The sequence below is a fragment of the Glycomyces sp. TRM65418 genome, assembly GCF_019710475.1.
In the GTDB taxonomy this organism is placed as follows: Bacteria; Actinomycetota; Actinomycetes; order Mycobacteriales; family Micromonosporaceae; genus Glycomyces.
Genome location: NZ_JAJFAX010000002.1, coordinates 1 through 17,103 on the forward strand (window position 1 = coordinate 1; position 17,103 = coordinate 17,103).

The window sequence follows — 17,103 nt, forward strand, 5'->3', positions numbered from 1 at the left end:
ACTACTAACTGTAATGATCGCGCAGGATCTGCCGCAGGAAGTCCTGGGTCTTGTGGGGCTGCGTGGCCTGGACGCACAGGTGCTCCATGGCCGCCTGGTAGGCGTCGAGCTCGTTGTCGCGCTCCAGGTACAGGCCGCCGGTGAGGTGCTCCAGGTAGATGACGTCGTTGAGTTCCTCATAGGCGAAGCGCAGCCACGTGAACGGCGCTCCGGCACCGGAGTGGGCGCCCGAGGCGAACGGAACGATCTGGATGCGCACGTTCGGCTTGTCGCAGGAGTCCAGGAGGGACTGGATCTGGCTGCGCATGACGGCCGCGCCGCCGAACGGCCGGTGCAGGGCGGCCTCGTCGATCACGGCCCACAGCTCGGGCCGCCGGTCCTCGCGGTCGAGGATCTCCTGGCGCTTCATCCGCACGTCGATCCGCTTGTCGATCTCGGTGAGCGGCGTGTGGCCGTAGCCGAGCATCATGACCGCCCGGGCGTACTCCTCGCTCTGCAGCAGACCGGGCATGACCTGGACCTCGTAGGTGCGGATCATGTACGCCGCGCCCTCCATGTCCAGGTAGTTGCTGAACCAGTCCGGCAGGAAGTCGCTGTAGCGGTGCCACTGGCTCGGCTGGTTCGCCATCCGCGCCATGTCGACGAAGCGCTCGATCTCCTCTTCGTCGCGGACGCCGTACATGAGCATGAGGTCGCGCACGTCGCGCAGCCGGAACGAGACCCGTCCCAGCTCCATGCGGCTGATCTTCGAGGCGGACGCGCGGATCTCCTCGGCCGCGTCCTCCCGGGAGATGCCCGCGGTCTCGCGCAGGCGGCGCAGGTTGCTGCCGATCATGACCCGCAGGGTGGTGGGGCCCGTCGGCAGGTCTTCAGGGTTCGCCTTCGCCATCGCTCATCTCCCTTCGGTGTCGGAGGACGAAAAACTCACCCTGACAGGGTAGCCGCATGGCCCGTCCCGCCAGGGTGAGTGTGCTGCCCGAAAAAGCTCGCTGGGGGCGAGCTAGGCGATCATGTCGTCGAACTCGCCGTCCTTGGCGCCTTCGACGAGCGCCTTGATCTCGGCGACGGTGTAGATGAGGGCCGGGCCCTCGGGGTCGCGGGAGTTGCGGACCGCGATCGATTCCCCACCAGGGAGCGCGGCCAGCTCGACGCAGTTGCCGCCGTTGGGGCCGCTGCGAACGCTCTTGCGCCAAGTCAGCGACGAGGGGAGCTCCCCCGCCGGGATTCCGTTGTGTGCCTTCATCACAGATCCTTCCACCAATGGCCGGAGGTTCCGACCGGATCTTCCATACCGGTGACCGACGGCGGTCCGGCGGGAATCCACGTGCACGGCCCCTACCAGAGGGGCCCGGCGGCGGACTATTCCGACATCCCTATCGCAGGCCGCGTCAAGTGTCCCACATTACAGACGGTGACCGCACATGAGGATGCTCGCGCGAATGCTCGCGCGGATGCACGTGCATCCGCCCGGTGTTGATGCATGTTACGATTCATGTGAGAATGCACATAGACACGGGACACAACCGCGCAGGATGTGCGACCGTGGTCACGGACAAGGGAAACCGTCAAACCGGGACTCTGATCCGTGACGACGCATCGCCGCCTAAAGGGGCGCACAACCCTCGGACGGCCGGTCGCCTTCGCGGTCGGACGCCCGGCATCGCACAACCGGACACGCCAGTCGTTTTGGAGAGCCAGGCCGGGCCAGCCCCGGCGAGGATCGTCGCCCGGAGAGGGGTTGGGTGCCATGGAACGTCTCGAAGCGCAGACGTTGCTACAGGCAGCCGCGGCAGGCAAGCTGCGGAGCTCGATGTGCCAGCAGGTGATGGCGATCGAATACGACCGCAACGGCCAGGTCCTCTACCGCTGCGCCCGCTCGTGCGGCAAGCACACGGCCGACGCGGCCCAGGTCCAGGCAGGACTCCTGTGGCACTACCGCGGTCGCAGCCTCGGGCAGCACTACGGGCTTCCCGACGAGGAGATCGTGGGCGACATGTTCGCGTCCCTCCAGCTCGCCTGGATCCGCGACGGCGACATCTATACCGCGCGCTTCCGCTAGGCGCCCAACTGAAAACGAGTGCGGCCGTCCGGCGGGGACCGTCGCGCACCCGAAGACTTTGCTCCGTTTGGTGGGATAGAGCCTCGGGGAGGCCGGTGGGGGCCTCCCCGAGCTCTGCACCAGACCGTCGACCTTGCAATCGCGAACAGTGCTGACACACTGATGGCGGGCGGGACCTCCGGGCCCCGTCCGCCTTCGCCCTTCCCTCCCGCGTCAGCTGACCCAGATGTTGGAGTAGCCGCTGCTCTGGTACCCCTCGGTCGCGAGGATCATGTAGTAGTCGAACGAGCCCAGGCGCATGCCCTTGCTCGCCCAGGCGTCGAAGTGGTTGCCGGTGGTGATCTGGCCGCCGGTGCTCTTGGACCGGCGGACGCTCCAGTACTGGTCGAAGGTCTTGGTGCCCTCCACGGACGGCGCGTTGTAGCGGGTGGTCTGGTAGATGTCGTAGGTGCCGCCGTTGCTCGAGACGGTGCCCTTGTGCGTTCCGGTCGGGCGGTAGGTGCCCCAGCTGTCGACGATGTAGTACTCCACGAGCGGGTTCGAGGTCCAGCCGTAGAGGCACAGGTACCCGTTGCCGGACGGGGCGAAGTTCCCCGACCAGTTCACGGTGCGCCGGCCGCCGTTCGCCCAGCCCTTGCCGCCGACCCAGTTGCCGGTGTTGCGCCACGAGGAACTGTAGTTCCCGCCCGACCCGAGGGTCATCGAGACGGTGCCGGGGGCGTCGGTCCAGAAGGAGTAGTAGTACCCGCCGTGGGTCCCGGTGGCGTTCTGCGTCAGCGTCTGCGCGTTCGCGGTCCCCGGCAGCGCCAGTGCGGAGGCGGTCCCGAGCGCCAGGGCGCCGGGCACGCCGAGCAGCAGGCTCCGGCGACTGACGGGGTTCCGGGAGATCTCGGGGGTGGGTTCGTCCTTGATCATGCGCCCTCCAGGTGACATAGAAGAAAATCGATGCGATAAGTATGAGGACGGCATGCGGGCGCGTCAATAATTTTCGGAGAATTTCCGGTAATCAGTTTGGAAGTTCCGATTGACTGTGGTCGAGGTCGGCCTGAGCCGGGACGGCGAGCCGCGGTGACCGCACCTCACCTGAGCACATGGGAGGCCGGGGACGAAGCGTCGCCCGGCCTCCCATGTGCTTCTCGAGTCCGCCTGGATTCAGGCGGTCGTCGTGACCCCGGCCTGCGATGGCGCGTTTCACCCTTCCGCCGGTCTCATCGACGGCGTCCGGAGTGCGCCGCGCTCATGCGTCCCACTCGTGCCGTGGCGGCTCGGAACGTGTCCAGTGATGCAGCCCTTCGAGAAAGATCCGAGTGCGGCACACGGCCTCCGCCGCCCGCCGGTGCTCGGTCGGTGACTCGGCCGGGCCGAGCGCCCCGGAGAGGGCGCGATCGACGGCGGCGACCGCGGCGCGGTCGCGCTCGGTCGGCTCGGGATCGGTGAGGCCGCGGGTGATGGCCTCACTGAGGTAGGTCTCCGCGATTGTGGCCTGCAGCCGGGTCAGCGCCGAACACAGTGTCTCGGCGGCCGTTCGCAGGCCCGGCGTGTACGCCGCGGCGACGAGGGCGGTCACCGTCGCCTCCGCGACATGCCGCAGCGCGGCCTCCGGGTCGTACTCCGGTCGCCGCGAGCGATAGGTGAACGCGACCAGTGGGTAGCGGTGCACCATCTCGTCCACCGCACGCAGGTGCTCCGCCCAGTTCCGGCAGCGCCCGCGGGTCTCCTCGACTCCTGCCTCGACGAGGCAGTCGGCGAGCATCGTGACGCCGCCATCCCCTCGGGCGTCGTCGTGGAGGGCGAGGGTGAACCGGTTGCGCGTCGCCACGCCGTTGACGACCTGGATCACGTAGGTCGCCATCCCGGTGAACATGGTGAAGCCGACCCCCGCACCGAACACCGCGAGCAGCTGGGCCTGTGTGGACAGCGGGGTGACGTCACCGTAGCCGAGCACCGAGGTGGTCCCCGCCGCGAAGTACAAGGCGTCGACGAAGGTGGGTGTGCCGAGCGCGGTCTGGATCGAGAAGTCGGTGTCCAGTATGGGCCACGCCGCCACCGCCATCCCCAACGTGGCCAGCAGGATCCAGCCGAGGAAGGTGCAGGCCACGATCACCGGCCCCGCCAGCCCGAGCACGGAGGCGCCGAGTCGGGCGCTCAGGAGGGTCGTCGCGGCCCACACCGTCCGCCGGATGGCCGTGGCGAGCAGTCCCTCGCGGTCCGGGTGGAGCACGGTGACGGCGGCGTCCCAGGCCGCCAGCACGATCAGGGCGAAACCCAGTATCTGTACAGTGATCACCGGGAAGCAGTACCCGTTCTGCCGGAACTGACGCGGCGACGACCATGCGCAGGTGCGGCGCCGTCCGGGCGCCGGACCGCGACGCCGCCGAACCGCTCCGGTGAGCGCCTCGACGGGAACACTAAGCGTGCCGAGCGGCGGTTGCTTCGAGCCCGCGCCGAGGAGGACGACGAGGCCGAGGGCGGTGCGGCAGGTGAGGGCGGGGAAGAGCCGGCCTGGAAATCGGCCCTGATGCCGACCGGCGAGCCGGCATGGGCCGTCCCGGGCCGGAACCGATCGGACCACCGTCGCAGCGACGACAATGGCCCTCGACCGGGAGATCCCTGGTCAGGAGCCGTTTTCGCCGGTGAGGAAAGTGCCCCGTTTGGTCGCTTATTCGAACACGTTGACGCAGGTCGTCGCCTTGCATGAGGCGGTGGAACGGCGATTGGGTGCGCCGATTGGCCAAGTTGCGTCCAGTTCCGCCTCCGCCGTGGCGCCGCGCCGACCGCGTTCGCTCTACCAGCGCCTGACTCCAACTCAGATCGATGCTCTGGTAGCGGCCTATCGCGCTGGCGTGCGCCAGCCGGTGCTAGCTGAGCGGTACGGCATCGGTCTGACCAGTGTCAAGAAGCTGATCCGCTCCGCCTCGTAGAGGCGGAGCGAGGACGGTTATTTCTTGGAGTAGTAGGCGAAGACGGCCTTGTGTTGGTCGATCCAGAACTTGAGCCGGTCCTTCTTTGGTTTGAGCAGGCCCAACTCGATCGCTTCCTTGTAGAAGCCGGGGCCGACGTCGTTCTGGTTGAGGTAATAGACGAGCGAGGAGATCATGAACCGCTGCCCGATTTCCTCCATGTGCTCCTTCGAAATCTCGCCGAGGAGCTGACCCATCGTGAACCGGTCGGCGTCTTGGTTGAAGTCGAACCCGAGCCCGATTCGGCGCTCGAGAACGGCGTTGAGTTCGGTGTAGCTGGTGAAGTTGCCGAGCTTGGCACGCTCGATCAGGAACTCGCGCCCGGCTTCAAGGAGCCTGGACCAGTCCTCATCGTCTCGCCCGAACTTGGGCATGGCGTGACCTTCCGTCGAGGGGTCCGCGCGGGCCAGCCCGCGCAGTGAGGCAACCACGTTAGCGCTGGCGCCGACAGAACTTCATAGGCGGTGATGCCGATGGCGATGCGGCAACCGCAAAAACATGCCAAGACTTTGCTCGGCCTTCGTCGGCCGAATCTTGGCCTGCTCGCCCCGGGAAGGCTCTCGACACCGCTCACCCCGCGTTGGCGGAAGAACTACGGGGTTCCCTCAACGTTGCCCTCCCACGGAATCGTCCACGGCCGGTGGCCCTCCCGGATACACGTGAAAGTGAGTCGCACCCTCTTGTCCTTGTACCGGTCTTGCCAGTTCTCCGTCGCAGGGACCCAACTCGGCGCTGGCGTTTCTTCCATCGTGCGCCGTATCCCCCATTGCCCTGGGCTACTGTTCCCTCGCCCGGGGCGTGCTTGCCATCTCTCGAGGCGCCGTCAACGTCCCGGACGAACCGATACGGCCCCCAGATCACGTGGCTTGCTTCTTGCGTCTCCTGTGCCGACATGCCAGGGCTGACCGGGTGGTCGTCACCGTCATCACGGACAGAGATGGACAGGTCGTCCAGACGGTCGAGTCCGGGCGGCCCCGACAGCGTCACCTTCAGCTCCACCCGGCCGCCGACTGCTCCGGTGAGTTCAACTTGCAGCTTGGGAGTAAGTTCGGCATGCCAGCGGTCACGCTCGATCTGTGCCAACGTATCGGCGGTGGCGTTGGCTCGCTCCGCCGCTTGGTTTGCTTTCGCGGCGGCCCGCCACGAACCAACCGCGGTCACGGCGGCGAGGGCGGTGACGGCAGTGCCAATGACACCCAGGGTCGTAGTGAGGTCCATAGTCGCTGAAGCTACAGCTCCACCCTGACAACCGACCGTGCCAGTTCTGGCACCCGGCTTGCAATGCCATCACCAACCGGCGCGCGAGCGACACGCACCCACGGTTGCAGAAACGATCTGCTCGAACCTCCTCCTACTGGGTGTGGTTTGTGCGTCCCTGATACAGCTGTGAACGGATCCGAGAGAGGCTTTCGCCATCACGAATTCGTTGCAGGACAGGACTACCATCCAGGATGCGCGCTAGATCGGAGGGCTTTAGATCGACGTTGCGTGCGCGCCAAGCCAAGCCGGCATCCAAGAGCTCGAGGCCGGCGCTCCACCATGCCAGTACTTCGCTCGGAGCGAAGCCCTTATCCGCCCAGTGATCTGCGACCGACCGTGCTTCCTCGTCCGATGCAATTTGGATCGGAAACATCTTCCGTGCGGCTTGTACGAAGTCCGGGCCTTGAGCTCGAATCGCCGGCTGGCTCTGTTGGGACAGGTTGCCGAAGAGATCTCGAGTCGCCTTCTCCAGCCGATGCTTTTCTGACCTGCGGCCACGCGGCTTGTTGCTGGTCCGTGGGCCGGGTCGCCGCTGCTGTGCGAGCCTCGGGAAGTGCTGCCGCGCCTTCATCACTACCGAGGCGGAGACGAGGTCGGTCGGCTCAAGGATGGTGTTGGTTTCGACGAAGATGAAAGTCGTGAGCTTGTCAAGAGGGACCCCGAGCTCGGCTGCGAGATCGCACGCGCGCTTGCGCGGAGGACCCGGCTTCGGGAAGGAACCTTGCTGACTCTCTGCCACCAGAACTCCTCACTTCAGACCTGCCGACGAACCCGAGGCATATGAATCCACACGTTAAGGCTGGATCACGCCCTCAGTGTGTCGCCGGGGCAAACCTGATCGAACACTTGTCCGACCACGGAAAGTGAACCATGACATCGACCGGCCGTCAACAACTTCTAGTGGTTCGTGCTTTGTGATAACACAAGATGTAGGTCCTTCGGGAAGCGCATTCCGCTTTGTCGGCCTCTGAGGGAATTCGACTCTTCTCATCAAGGGCATGGCCTGAAGTGCGAAAACACACCGGTGCCCCGATGAATTGGCGCATTGAAACTCATTTTCATTGACACGCAGCGTAGCGGCAAGGTGGAGTTCCAGGTGGTGAAGGTCACTAATGAGGCGCAGCGGATTGTTGGGGCCAGCCGAGGTGTCCTGACGTCGTTGCGGCGCATTCCAACCTGCCTCAAAGAAGCAAGAAGGCCGGTACGCGAGAACGGTGAGCGGGGCGATCGCGACAGCCAAAGGATGAATTGGATCTGTTCGCCACTGCGGGCCCTGTTGGCTGGGGGCGGGTTGAGGGCCCAGTGCCCGTAGCATACGGCTGTGACGCATGTCCTAAATGGCGATCGCGTTCTCCCTGGCCTTTCTCAGCTGTTCGGAGGATGCGCGCAGGGGCTGAAACTGTCGTATGGTTGAGATGGCCCACATCGCTCGCTGACCGGGGAGTGTGGTGCCCTACCCCGAAAACGCGAAGGAGACCGAGCTATGGGACCCGTCCAAACCCAGTCCCCGACGTTCGTGCTGAACACCGACGCCGAGCTTGAGGACGAGCGCGCGCAACTGGTCGACGAGCTGACCGGCAAGATGCATATGTCCTTCGACGAAGTGCGCGAATGTGCGGAGGACTGGGCGCTCAGGGCCGACGAACTGAGCCTGTGGGAGGCGATCCGAAGCATCGATTTCCTCCTCGGTCATGACTGAGGCTGGCCCTCCCGGCGCCGACGAACTGCGGGAGCTGGCAGCAGATTTCGCTCAGAAGCTGACCCGACGAGTTTCGGCCATCATCGATACCGACGTCCGATTCGTGGCGCATGCCAGCCACCGCGGATCGAAGTTCCGGGTCATTGTCGGCGGCCCGTCCGGAAGCATGGCAGTAATCCCTCTCAAAGTCGCCGAGAAGGAGTGCATGGAGCTGCGGGTGCAGTACAACTGCTGTTTCGACCACAGCAACGAGTTTCTGACTGTCGAGGATTCCTTCTTCCGGTTGTTCGATCTCCGCACCCGCGAGCGCGTGCCGTTGTTCCGGGTCGAATACGACCGGAACCCGACAAGGCAGATTCCGGCCTCGCATTTCCATGTCCACGCTCACCGGGACGACTTTACTCACCTGCTGATACTCGCGCCCGAACCGGGAACTCGCCCGTTTGTTCGTAAGGCGAAGGAGAAGGTGCCACGGATCGCCGAGTACCACTTCCCGACTGGCGGTCATCGGTTCCGTCCCTGTCTTGAGGATGTCCTTGAGAATTTGGTCCGGGAGTTCGGGGTCAAGCACGCCGGTGACCAGTGGATGGAGGCGATCCGAGAAGGACGCGAGGAGTGGCGGCGGACCCAGGTGATGACGGTGGTACGGGATCGCCCTGCCGATGCGGCGAAGGCGCTGAGAGACCTCGGATACACCGTCCAGGCGCCCCCCGAAGGTGATCCTGAACGGTCAATTACCGACCGGTTCACCGCATACTGACGCCGAACGGCGAAACGCCCCAGACCTTCGGGCGAGGTCAACCGCGGGAAGCTGGCCATGAGTCCTCGTGGTCAGCGGAGTTGCTGGGAGGCGGCCAGAAACGCCCCTGAGGTTGCCTTCTTCCATCTTCTACTCTCAGGAGTACCGTGAGCCCTTTGAACCCTGGCCAGCCACGCGAAGTTGTCTGGCTCCAACCGGAATACGTGGACCGACCCGAGGAGTTGTTGACGCCAGCTGAGATTGCGCAGATCGCCGGCGTCAGGTTGGAGACTGCGCAGCGATGGTGCAGGCTGGACCTCTTTCCGGTGCCGGTCAAGGAGGAGTATTTCGGGCCGCCAAGCCCGCGCCGGTACTATGTCGCGGTCGAAGTCGCAACGTGGCTTCTCGAGAACCCCCTGCAGCGACGCGAACACGTTCGCAGCCGCGAGCGGCTGCAGCAGGCACTGGGTGTTTACGATAGCCAGATCGCTGGTTTTGAACAGCAATTGCGCCACGCGCGCAGCGTCCGTGATCAGATCGCAGTCGCGCTCGAGTCGGTGCCATCGGTGCCGGAACCTGCCCTCCCGAAGCCGAAACGGTCAGGCGCGAAGCAGCCGTATCGCACCCTTCCCGAGCAGACGCTGGGCTCCTCAGATTCGGAGCCTTCCTTGCCAATGCTACGAGAGCCGCGAGCCAAGCAGTTGCGTCGGGCCAGGCGTGAAAAAGCTGCAGAGCAGAGCAGGGGTGGAGCGCCGAAGTTCCAGTGGTCATGGGAGCGACGCGACGATTGATCGGTCGGGATCAGCCAGCGGGCGGGACGAGGCTGGCGCCGATCTGCTCTACCGGGGGCAGCCTGCGCCACGGCACCTCCTTCGAACCGGTGCTGCGCCGCGCGATCGTGGCCTGGGCGGGCGGGTTTGGGGGTCCATGCCACGCATCGAGAGGCTATGCGCAGTTGCCGTCGACGGGGAAGCCCTGCGTGGGACCCGCATGAGGAAGCTGGTGAAGGTTGCGGTCTTCCGCGCGGCCACCAGCATGGCGAAAAGCCCGATGTAGCTGGAAATAGAGGCAAATTCATATATTTAAAAATATGGTGCCCCCGGCAGGATTCGAACCTGCGACGCACGGTTTAGGAAACCGTGGCCACAATTCCCCTTGACCAGCCTCTTTGTGCGAGACGGCGGAAAAATCTGACCATATCCTGCCTGCGGCTTCTGCTGGCTTAAATCAGCTTGTGCCTGCGCCCGCCGACGTGAGCGCGAACGGGCCATGGTTCGCCCGGCCCCACCACGGCGGATCGCCCGCCAAGGGCGGCGAGGCAGTGGTCTATGGAGCCGGAGTGAAGATCCTCGGAGTCCTCGGCGGGACCGTCTGGGCGCCCCCAGACGCGCACGAGGACCGAGCCGTCTTCCCATGCCGAGTCAGTCGGGCGCGCCCATACAGCCACGGCTCCAAAGCGCCGCCGCGAGATGACACGGAACAGGTGCACACCAAGTCGAATGTTGATCATGCGTCCGACAATAGGAACATCGTGACAGCAGGCGCCTTCTTGCTGTCTGCTCTCATTTCATCTGTGGCATCGTCGAGGCCCTGGACGAGAACCTCCACGACGTCGAGGTGTGGGCGTCCTAGACGACGGCAGCCTCGTCCGCGGAGACACGCGCATCGATGCGTACGACGATCCCTGAATCCCCCTCCACCACCAAGCGACTCGCGACACGGAGGAGTAGTAGGTCCGGATCCAGCCCGTCTGCGATCAGGCAGGGTTCTGCGGCTCCTGGTCTTCCGGCGGGCCGTCCAAGAAATTGTCGCGGTAGAACAGGTTGAGCGGCCCGGACGGTGCAGTCTCGTCGACGCCGACCTGCTCAAAGATCTGTCCGCTGAACTGGCTGACGGCATTGGCGTACTCGCGGCCTGTGGCAGCCGCGACCGCGAGGTCTTCCAGATAGAGGACAAGCCTCTCGAACTCGGCGTTTGCCTCGGCCGTCTCCGGCAGCGTTCCGATACGGTCGCGTATGTCCTGTGGAAGACCGTCCGCAAACTGCTGGAAGTCATCGCGGTCCCGCCACTGGCTCGACTGGAACTGGGCGTAGTTGGCGACGGCGAACCCCACCTGCTGCTTGGGCACGGAGTCGAAGGTCAGCTGCGGCACCGCCGGCAGCGAAGAGCGCTCATCGTTCATGGGCTCATCGTGGCACTGGGTCCTGGCCCTGCGGGCCGGAATCGGGGACCCCGAGCTCGGGCTAGCGGTCTCGCATGCCCCAACTTAATCGTGAACCGCAGGCCAGGGCCTCGACGACGCCTCAGATGAAATGAGAGCGGACACCCGCCGCGCATCTGTAGCATATCGGCTCTGACCTGCGAAAACATAACCCTCTGAGAGCGATTCTAAGGGGTTTTGAGTGCTCGGCCCTACCTCAATGTAGGGCCGATTTGCTCTCAGGGCTTCCCCTGGATCGTTTTGCCCGCCGGAACTCGGAAGGTGCGCCGCAGTGCCCGACGAGCCCGCGAACCAGCCCTGAGTCGCTCGCGCGAGGGCTGGAGCAGTCAGCCTCGCGGCCGATACCTCCGAGACCGTCGTGGCTCTCAAACTCACCGCCGGGCGCCGGAACGACTCGCCCCAGCTCGGCCTGGGAGGGGTAACGGTTTTCTTCATGTGTGCTGCCGGCTCCGGTAACCCGGCCCGGGCCACCAGCTTTGGGGAGACTCTATGTTCGACCTGTCGGCTTGAGACCTACCCGAACCGGGCCATCAACCACATCATGTTCTCTGACGAGCTCCGGTTCTCCACCGATCTTGCGACGGCTGGGCGGCAGTGGTCTCGCTGGCCACATGAGGTTTCGAGCCAAGATGCCCACTTCAGCCGCCTCTGCACGCCCATACAAAGTCTCAGCGCCATGGATCTGGCGCTCGGACGGATGAACGAGGGAGGCCACTACATCTACGCTTGAGTGATGATCCCCAGCGGCCACGCCTTCTGCACCGCCAACTTGGCGAGCTGCGAGCAGGTGGCAGGCCATCCTCTCATCAGTGCAGCGTTCGAGGAGGTGTAGTTTCGACCGGTTCCAGCGCCGCATATCACGGCAGGGAATCGCATTCGTTTGCATTGACACCTGCAGACGTCGACGTACTTCCACTGACATAAACAGACATCTGCACACCCGCTCTATCCGCTCTGCCCGCTCTATCCGCTCTATCCGCTGCATAGTCTCAGTACTCTCCAGCAATTCCAGTAAATATGTTAGGGACATCCTCTCGTTAGCGTGTAAATAGAAACAACAGTGTATCTTCGCAGCTAGAGCAGGCAATGCAGCCTCACACCGTCCACGCCGACGGGTCATCCCGGGTCACCCAGGGGCACCTAGAGGAATCTGTAGAGGTATCTACAGGAAGTCGGCAGCCGACGGTTCCTTGCGGTCGTCGGCCGCTTTCCGGAGTCGGAGGGGAATGGTACTCTGAGCGAAGACGGCCGCGATTCACGTCGCTGCCGCCGGACCGTCCGGGCAGTTCCCGAGCGATGAACTCCGGCCCGCCGATGGACCTCCAGCGGACCGGAGAAACCCACCCGAGGCCAGAAGGGGTCCTTCACGAACTCAGGCCAGCCGGCGTACCGCCGGACATGGAGAAGCCCGCCGCGAGCGGTAACTCGACGACGGGCAGAGATCTCCGCTAAAGCTCACATCTATGCATTGGAGATGCCTTGAAGGCTATCATGTTTGCGTGCGAAGAACCGTATCACGGGGGCGGCAATTCCCCCTTTGATCAGGTCAAACACTTGGACGAACACGGCAACGAGTACTGGACCGGGCGTGAACTCATGCCCCTGATGGAGTACCGCCACTGGGAGGACTTCCGCCGCATCACCGAGCGGGCCTACCAGAGCGCCAAGAACTCCGGGCGCGACGCTGACCAGCATTTTTCGGCGATCACCGAGAAAGGTACCGGCGGTCGACCGCGATCTGACTACCGCCTGACGCGATTCGCGGCCTACCTGGTTGCGATGAACGGTGACCCCAACAAGCCCGCGGTCGCCTCCGCTCAGGCGTACTTTGCCATCCGGACTCGGGAGGCCGAGGTCCGTCCGCAGCTCTCCGGCGGTCTCGCGGTCCTGGAGAAGGTGCTCTACGAAATCCACGACACCCAGGTGCGTGTGGGCGCAGTCGAGCTCGTCCAACAACGGCAAGACCAGCGGCACACGCAGCTCGAAGCTCGCGTGAGCACGCTCGAGGGCAATCACGGCTACGTCTCCGCCCTCGGATACGCGAAGACGCACCCGCCGCTGTGCACCGAGCAGGTGTACCTGTCCCGAGTCGGGAAGGTCGCTACCCGCATGGCAAAGCAGCAGGGCATCCGCGTCGGGCAGGTCAACCACCCGAACTTCGGGAAGGCGAACACTTACCCGGAGCACATCCTGAAGGCGGCGTTCGAAGAGGTCAACGCCAAGCAGTAGCTGCACGTGAAAGCCCCCGCATCACTCGGTGTGGGGGCGTTTCCGACCATGGCGCGACGGAAGACAACGAGTGCAGAGCTTCCTCGCGGGTGACTGAGATGCCTCCCGGTGGGCGGGCCCATGGCCAATATGGCCAAAAGGGCCACAACTCTTGGTGGTGTCCTTTGACCTGGGAAGATGGCCCGCGGTGCGACATGGCCGAACTCGGCCGATAGTTCCTCCGACATGGCCAAAACTCCCGGCGCCAGACCGCACCGGGAGTTTTGGCCATGTGCCCCCGGGTTTGGCTGGGTACTGGCCACGTACGAGGACCAAACGTTTTCCCAGGTAGACCGGCTAAATCCTTGGGTTGTGGCCATTTGGGCCATATTGGCCAGGGGTCAGAACGACTCCACGACGAGTGAAGCGCCCGCATCCTTGAGGCGCTTCGCCTTCCCCTCCTTGTTCGCGTAGCCGATCGTCATGACGCCGGCGTTCTTACCGGCTTCGATATCGGTCACGGAATCTCCGACGAAGCAGGCGCCCTGCGCGTCGGTGCCTGTCACCTTGAGCACCTCGTTCAGGAGGTACGGGTCCGGCTTCATCCGCTCGGGGAGGCCGAACGGCCTCCCGATGATGGCCTCGATCGCCTCATCGAGACCGTGGCACTTGAGGTACTTTGCGATCGCACCTGCGCTGTTGTTGCTCACGATTGCGACCGTGAGGCCAGCCGTGACCGCCGTGGAGATCAGGTTGCCTATGCCCGGCGTTGGCTCCGCGCTCTCGACGGCCAAGCTCTCTGCCAGGCTCAGTTGCTCATCGATGCTGTCGATTTGAGCGCGAGGTAGCGAGTTGGCGGCACCTCGTAGCACCTCCATCGGGTCATGCTCATCCTTGATCGCGTCGGCAATCTGCGGAGCGAGTTCCCGAAGCGACTCGACAAGTTCCGCGGCGATCTGTGAGGCGGGATACCCGGCGAACACACTGCACACGGGCCCGTCGAAGTCGAGCAGCAGCAACGATTTGCCTGCAATGACTGTTTGGGGATCGAGCTTCATCCGATGTCCCTGGTGGTCGCGACGGTATCCCACAGCGAATCGAACCAGGTGCGGGCAGCGTTCACGAACATCTCGCCCTGCTCAGCGTCCTCGCCGGTGCTGGAGAAGTGGAACAGGCTGGCGTCCTTGCCCATGGGATCAAAGATCTCGACCCGTTCCCCGTTGATCGGCACGGAGTGCTGAACGATCGGATAGAAGCCGAAGAACACTTCGGCTCCGTTGAGGATGAAGAGCTTGAAGACCGGAGAGATGCCGTGCATCCGCACCTCCACCGAGCCTGACTTGATCAGGCCGAGTTCCTCCAGCTCTCGGACATCGTTCACGATGGTTTCCAACGCCCGGTCTGTGATTCGGGCCATCCGCTCGGTCACCCTAGACGCGTCGTTGGTCGGATCTACAGGCGTTGGGAGCGACATCGGCAGCCGCATATCCGAGACCATGATCCGCAAGGTGACGTCCTGGGGTGTCAGCTCTCCCATCCGGATGCGGTCGAGCGGTTCGAGCACGACTCCTTTCAGGGTCTCGCCGGAGAATCCGGCGAAGTCGATCGCTACGTGGTCGTCTTTGAAGAGCGCTTCGACGTGGGGCCGTAGTTCGACGCTGCGGTGCGTCTTAACACGGACGCGAGGCAGTCGGCCCTGTTGGGTGACAACCAACTTTTCCTTGTCCGTGAGGATCTTGAACGCACTTTTGACAGTCTCGCGGGCGACGCCGAAGCGGTTCTGAAGCTTCTGGTTCGAGGGCAGGGTCTCTCCGGGCGCGAACTTGCCCGTCAAAATCGCCGCCTTAAGCCTGTTCGCGATTTGGACAGATGAGCTATCGCTGCTGTCCTGATCGAGTTTCCCCAGGAAGTCGTACTCGTCGCTGTAGTCGTCCATGCCCCCAACATAGCACTTGACTAGCCAGGACGGGAATCTTGCGACCCTGCGTTGACATGGCTAGCCAGGATGTGTATGGTGATGCTTAACCGACTTGGCTATCCAAGTCGACCAGGAGCTTCGGTTCCGTCCTTCCCAAACGCCAGAACTTCCTTGGGGGCATCCCGTGCTGAACCTCACCACCATCAACGAGCCCGACTGGTTCGACCAGGAGCCGAGTTTCTCCGAGCTCGACGCGATCGAGGCCGAGTGGCCGGCCATCGAGGCCGAGCTGTCGCTCTTGGAGGACGAGCTGCACCAGCTCTTCCCGGAGTGCCTGGGCGACTTCGACATCGACGTTGCCCTGGGCGACGAGGTCAAGTTCGCCTTCCCGACGTTCTCGATGTCCTAGGAGGCCACCGTGTACTCCTTCAGGGACATCGAGGCCCAGCCGGTCAAGGCCGAGGACCTTGAGGCGGGCGACGTCATTGCGAGCCCGGCTCTGCGCAGCGAGACCGTTGCCGTGGTCGAACGGCTCGACGCCTGCCGCGTCAAAATCACCACCGAGTTCGGCCGTAAGCCCGTGGTCTGGCAACTGGACCGATGGACCAAGGTGCCGACACTGCGGTGCTCGAAGTTCAAGATGCAGCCGACCGTCGCGGTCTGGGAGCCGACGTACGAGGCCCGGAAGATCGAGGCCGGCATCCGCTTCAACCCCCACAACCGAAGCGACATGTTCGTGCTTGCCGCTGCCAGCTTCGAGAGGCGCGGCCAGGGCTGGTCCTTCGACGACCTCTCTACCGAATGCGCCGAATCGGTTGACGGGCTGACCAAGGCGCAGGCACGCTCCGCCGTCCGCAAGGCCGCCAAGTCCCACGCTCGCCGCCTCGGCCTCGACTTCGCGGAGACCGAACGATGAGCCTGAAGACCTCCTACCTCATCACGGCGGCTTCGGCGGGCCTGGTCGCCGCTGCGGCGACGGCGGGGCCGCTGGGGTTGCGGCTGCGTCGCCAGCACCAGGCGATCACCCACGATCCGCTGACCGGGCTCTTCAACCGGGCCGGGTTCACCCGGGCAATCCGTTCTGCGAGCCCGGGAATGTGGCTGGTCGCGGCGGACTGCAACCGGTTCAAGGTCGTCAATGACACGCTCGGCCACACCGCCGGGGACCAGGTCCTGCAGGCCCTCGCCGCCCGGATGCGCCGCCTGGTCGCCACGACCGGTGTCGCGGGCCGCTTCGGTGGCGACGAGTTCGTGCTGCTCTGCTCGGCCGAGCAGCTGGCCGCCATCGGCGCCGGCGTCCTCGCGGTCACCGCGACCGGCGCAGACGGGCAGGCGATGCCGGTGACCATGGCCGCCGGGGCCACGCTGTTCGGCCCTGCCGAGGACTTCGGGGTCCAGCTGGGCCGCGCGGACGCGGCCTCGTATCGCGCCAAGGCGACCGGTGCTCCGCTCGCGGTGTTCGACCCCGCCGCCGACGACCACCCCGCCACCATCCAGGGCGATCGCCCCGCAGTTCGGGTGCGGGACCTCGACCAGTGGGCGACCGCTCACGAGGTCGTGGAGGCGGTGGCGTAGATGGGCTACCTGGCGCGCTTCGACGACCCGACCGGCGAGCGGTTCGGGATCCCGACCTACAACTTCGGTTCCGCTCCGAAGGGTCTGTGCACTCGCCGTCAGCTCGCTGCGAAAGGGCTCACTCGAGGCCGCCAACCGATCGCCGCGCAGATCAAATGGCGGCGCGGCCGGCGGGTCGCCTACCTCTACCGCGAGGACCTGGCCCGACCGAAACGCCCGGCCACTGACGCACAGCTCGCCGCCTTGCTGAAAGCCCATGTCGCACAGTGCATCTGCCCGACCTGTGGCACCGAATACGGCTACTACATCCCGCGCAGCCTGGGCGAATGCCTGACCTGCCACGAAGGAGCAGCCCGATGACCACCACCACCGAGGTCCTGGAGCCCGCCGTGAGCGAGGCCGAGACCGACTTCGAGCAGGCCGTGACCGACGTGCTCGCCCTGCTCGCCGCCGACACCACCGAG

19 protein-coding genes are annotated in these 17,103 nt (G+C 64.6%); 10 read left to right on the forward strand and 9 right to left on the reverse strand.

The window, feature by feature from the left end; genetic code table 11:
• Positions 1-4: 4 nt before the first annotated feature.
• Together K3N28_RS05055 and K3N28_RS05060 are read right to left on the reverse strand one after the other, a co-directional pair.
• Positions 5-889 carry a helix-turn-helix transcriptional regulator gene (locus K3N28_RS05055; RefSeq protein ID WP_228091396.1) on the reverse strand — a complete coding sequence of 295 codons (885 nt, stop codon included), beginning with the start codon at positions 887-889 and terminating at the stop codon, positions 5-7.
• Between the two features lie 111 nt (positions 890-1,000).
• A complete protein-coding gene (locus tag K3N28_RS05060; RefSeq protein ID WP_228091397.1) occupies positions 1,001-1,243 on the reverse strand; it encodes a DUF397 domain-containing protein in 243 nt (80 codons plus the stop codon).
• Between the two features lie 504 nt (positions 1,244-1,747).
• Here K3N28_RS05060 and K3N28_RS05065 point away from each other — a divergent pair.
• On the forward strand, positions 1,748-2,059 hold the full coding sequence (locus tag K3N28_RS05065; protein ID WP_228091398.1) for a hypothetical protein: 312 nt from the start codon (positions 1,748-1,750) through the stop codon (positions 2,057-2,059).
• Positions 2,060-2,272: 213 nt separating this feature from the next.
• Here the strand turns inward: K3N28_RS05065 and K3N28_RS05070 are convergent, their stop codons facing one another.
• Positions 2,273-2,974, reverse strand: coding sequence for a glycoside hydrolase family 11 protein (locus K3N28_RS05070; RefSeq protein ID WP_228091399.1), 702 nt, complete (start codon positions 2,972-2,974; stop codon positions 2,273-2,275).
• Positions 2,975-3,296: 322 nt separating this feature from the next.
• On the reverse strand, positions 3,297-4,346 hold the full coding sequence (locus tag K3N28_RS05075) for a potassium channel family protein (RefSeq protein ID WP_228091400.1): 1,050 nt from the start codon (positions 4,344-4,346) through the stop codon (positions 3,297-3,299).
• A 301-nt stretch (positions 4,347-4,647) separates the two neighbouring features.
• Here K3N28_RS05075 and K3N28_RS05080 point away from each other — a divergent pair, with 301 nt between their 5' ends.
• Complete coding sequence (locus K3N28_RS05080; protein WP_228091401.1) at positions 4,648-4,980, forward strand: hypothetical protein; 333 nt, start codon at positions 4,648-4,650, stop codon at positions 4,978-4,980.
• A 17-nt stretch (positions 4,981-4,997) separates the two neighbouring features.
• Here the strand turns inward: K3N28_RS05080 and K3N28_RS05085 are convergent, their stop codons facing one another.
• Positions 4,998-5,393, reverse strand: coding sequence for a hypothetical protein (locus K3N28_RS05085; RefSeq protein WP_228091402.1), 396 nt, complete (start codon positions 5,391-5,393; stop codon positions 4,998-5,000).
• A 977-nt stretch (positions 5,394-6,370) separates the two neighbouring features.
• Positions 6,371-7,018 carry a hypothetical protein gene (locus K3N28_RS05090; protein WP_228091403.1) on the reverse strand — a complete coding sequence of 216 codons (648 nt, stop codon included), beginning with the start codon at positions 7,016-7,018 and terminating at the stop codon, positions 6,371-6,373.
• Between the two features lie 744 nt (positions 7,019-7,762).
• On the opposite strand from K3N28_RS05090, the gene K3N28_RS05095 reads away from it, so the two are divergent.
• From K3N28_RS05095 to K3N28_RS05105, 3 genes are all read left to right on the forward strand, one after another.
• A complete protein-coding gene (locus tag K3N28_RS05095) occupies positions 7,763-7,978 on the forward strand; it encodes a hypothetical protein (protein ID WP_228091404.1) in 216 nt (71 codons plus the stop codon).
• Positions 7,971-8,738, forward strand: coding sequence for a hypothetical protein (locus tag K3N28_RS05100; RefSeq protein WP_228091405.1), 768 nt, complete (start codon positions 7,971-7,973; stop codon positions 8,736-8,738). The genes K3N28_RS05095 and K3N28_RS05100 overlap by 8 nt, the downstream gene beginning before the upstream one ends.
• 146 nt (positions 8,739-8,884) lie before the next feature.
• The gene (locus K3N28_RS05105; RefSeq protein ID WP_228091406.1) at positions 8,885-9,508 is read left to right on the forward strand and encodes a hypothetical protein; all 624 of its coding nucleotides are present in this window, start codon (positions 8,885-8,887) and stop codon (positions 9,506-9,508) included.
• Between the two features lie 965 nt (positions 9,509-10,473).
• On the opposite strand, the gene K3N28_RS05110 is transcribed toward K3N28_RS05105, so the two are convergent.
• A complete protein-coding gene (locus K3N28_RS05110) occupies positions 10,474-10,899 on the reverse strand; it encodes a hypothetical protein (protein ID WP_228091407.1) in 426 nt (141 codons plus the stop codon).
• Positions 10,900-12,417: 1,518 nt separating this feature from the next.
• On the opposite strand from K3N28_RS05110, the gene K3N28_RS05115 reads away from it, so the two are divergent.
• Positions 12,418-13,167 carry a BRO family protein gene (locus K3N28_RS05115; RefSeq protein WP_228091408.1) on the forward strand — a complete coding sequence of 250 codons (750 nt, stop codon included), beginning with the start codon at positions 12,418-12,420 and terminating at the stop codon, positions 13,165-13,167.
• Between the two features lie 380 nt (positions 13,168-13,547).
• Here the strand turns inward: K3N28_RS05115 and K3N28_RS05120 are convergent, their stop codons facing one another.
• Complete coding sequence (locus K3N28_RS05120; protein ID WP_228091409.1) at positions 13,548-14,204, reverse strand: HAD family hydrolase; 657 nt, start codon at positions 14,202-14,204, stop codon at positions 13,548-13,550.
• Positions 14,201-15,082, reverse strand: coding sequence for a winged helix-turn-helix domain-containing protein (locus K3N28_RS05125; protein WP_228091410.1), 882 nt, complete (start codon positions 15,080-15,082; stop codon positions 14,201-14,203). The genes K3N28_RS05120 and K3N28_RS05125 overlap by 4 nt, the downstream gene beginning before the upstream one ends.
• Positions 15,083-15,248: 166 nt before the next feature.
• On the opposite strand from K3N28_RS05125, the gene K3N28_RS05130 reads away from it, so the two are divergent.
• From K3N28_RS05130 to K3N28_RS05145, 4 genes are read left to right on the forward strand one after another with little or no spacing between them, the layout of a single operon-like run.
• Entirely contained in the window at positions 15,249-15,473 is a 225-nt protein-coding gene (locus tag K3N28_RS05130) for a DUF6284 family protein (RefSeq protein ID WP_228091411.1), read from the forward strand.
• Positions 15,474-15,482: 9 nt separating this feature from the next.
• Positions 15,483-15,980: a hypothetical protein gene (locus K3N28_RS05135; RefSeq protein ID WP_228091412.1), complete on the forward strand. Its 498-nt coding sequence runs from the start codon at positions 15,483-15,485 to the stop codon at positions 15,978-15,980.
• Complete coding sequence (locus K3N28_RS05140) at positions 15,977-16,639, forward strand: GGDEF domain-containing protein (protein ID WP_228091413.1); 663 nt, start codon at positions 15,977-15,979, stop codon at positions 16,637-16,639. The genes K3N28_RS05135 and K3N28_RS05140 overlap by 4 nt, the downstream gene beginning before the upstream one ends.
• Positions 16,640-16,999: an RRQRL motif-containing zinc-binding protein gene (locus tag K3N28_RS05145; RefSeq protein ID WP_228091414.1), complete on the forward strand. Its 360-nt coding sequence runs from the start codon at positions 16,640-16,642 to the stop codon at positions 16,997-16,999.
• The last annotated feature ends 104 nt before the right edge of the window (positions 17,000-17,103 follow it).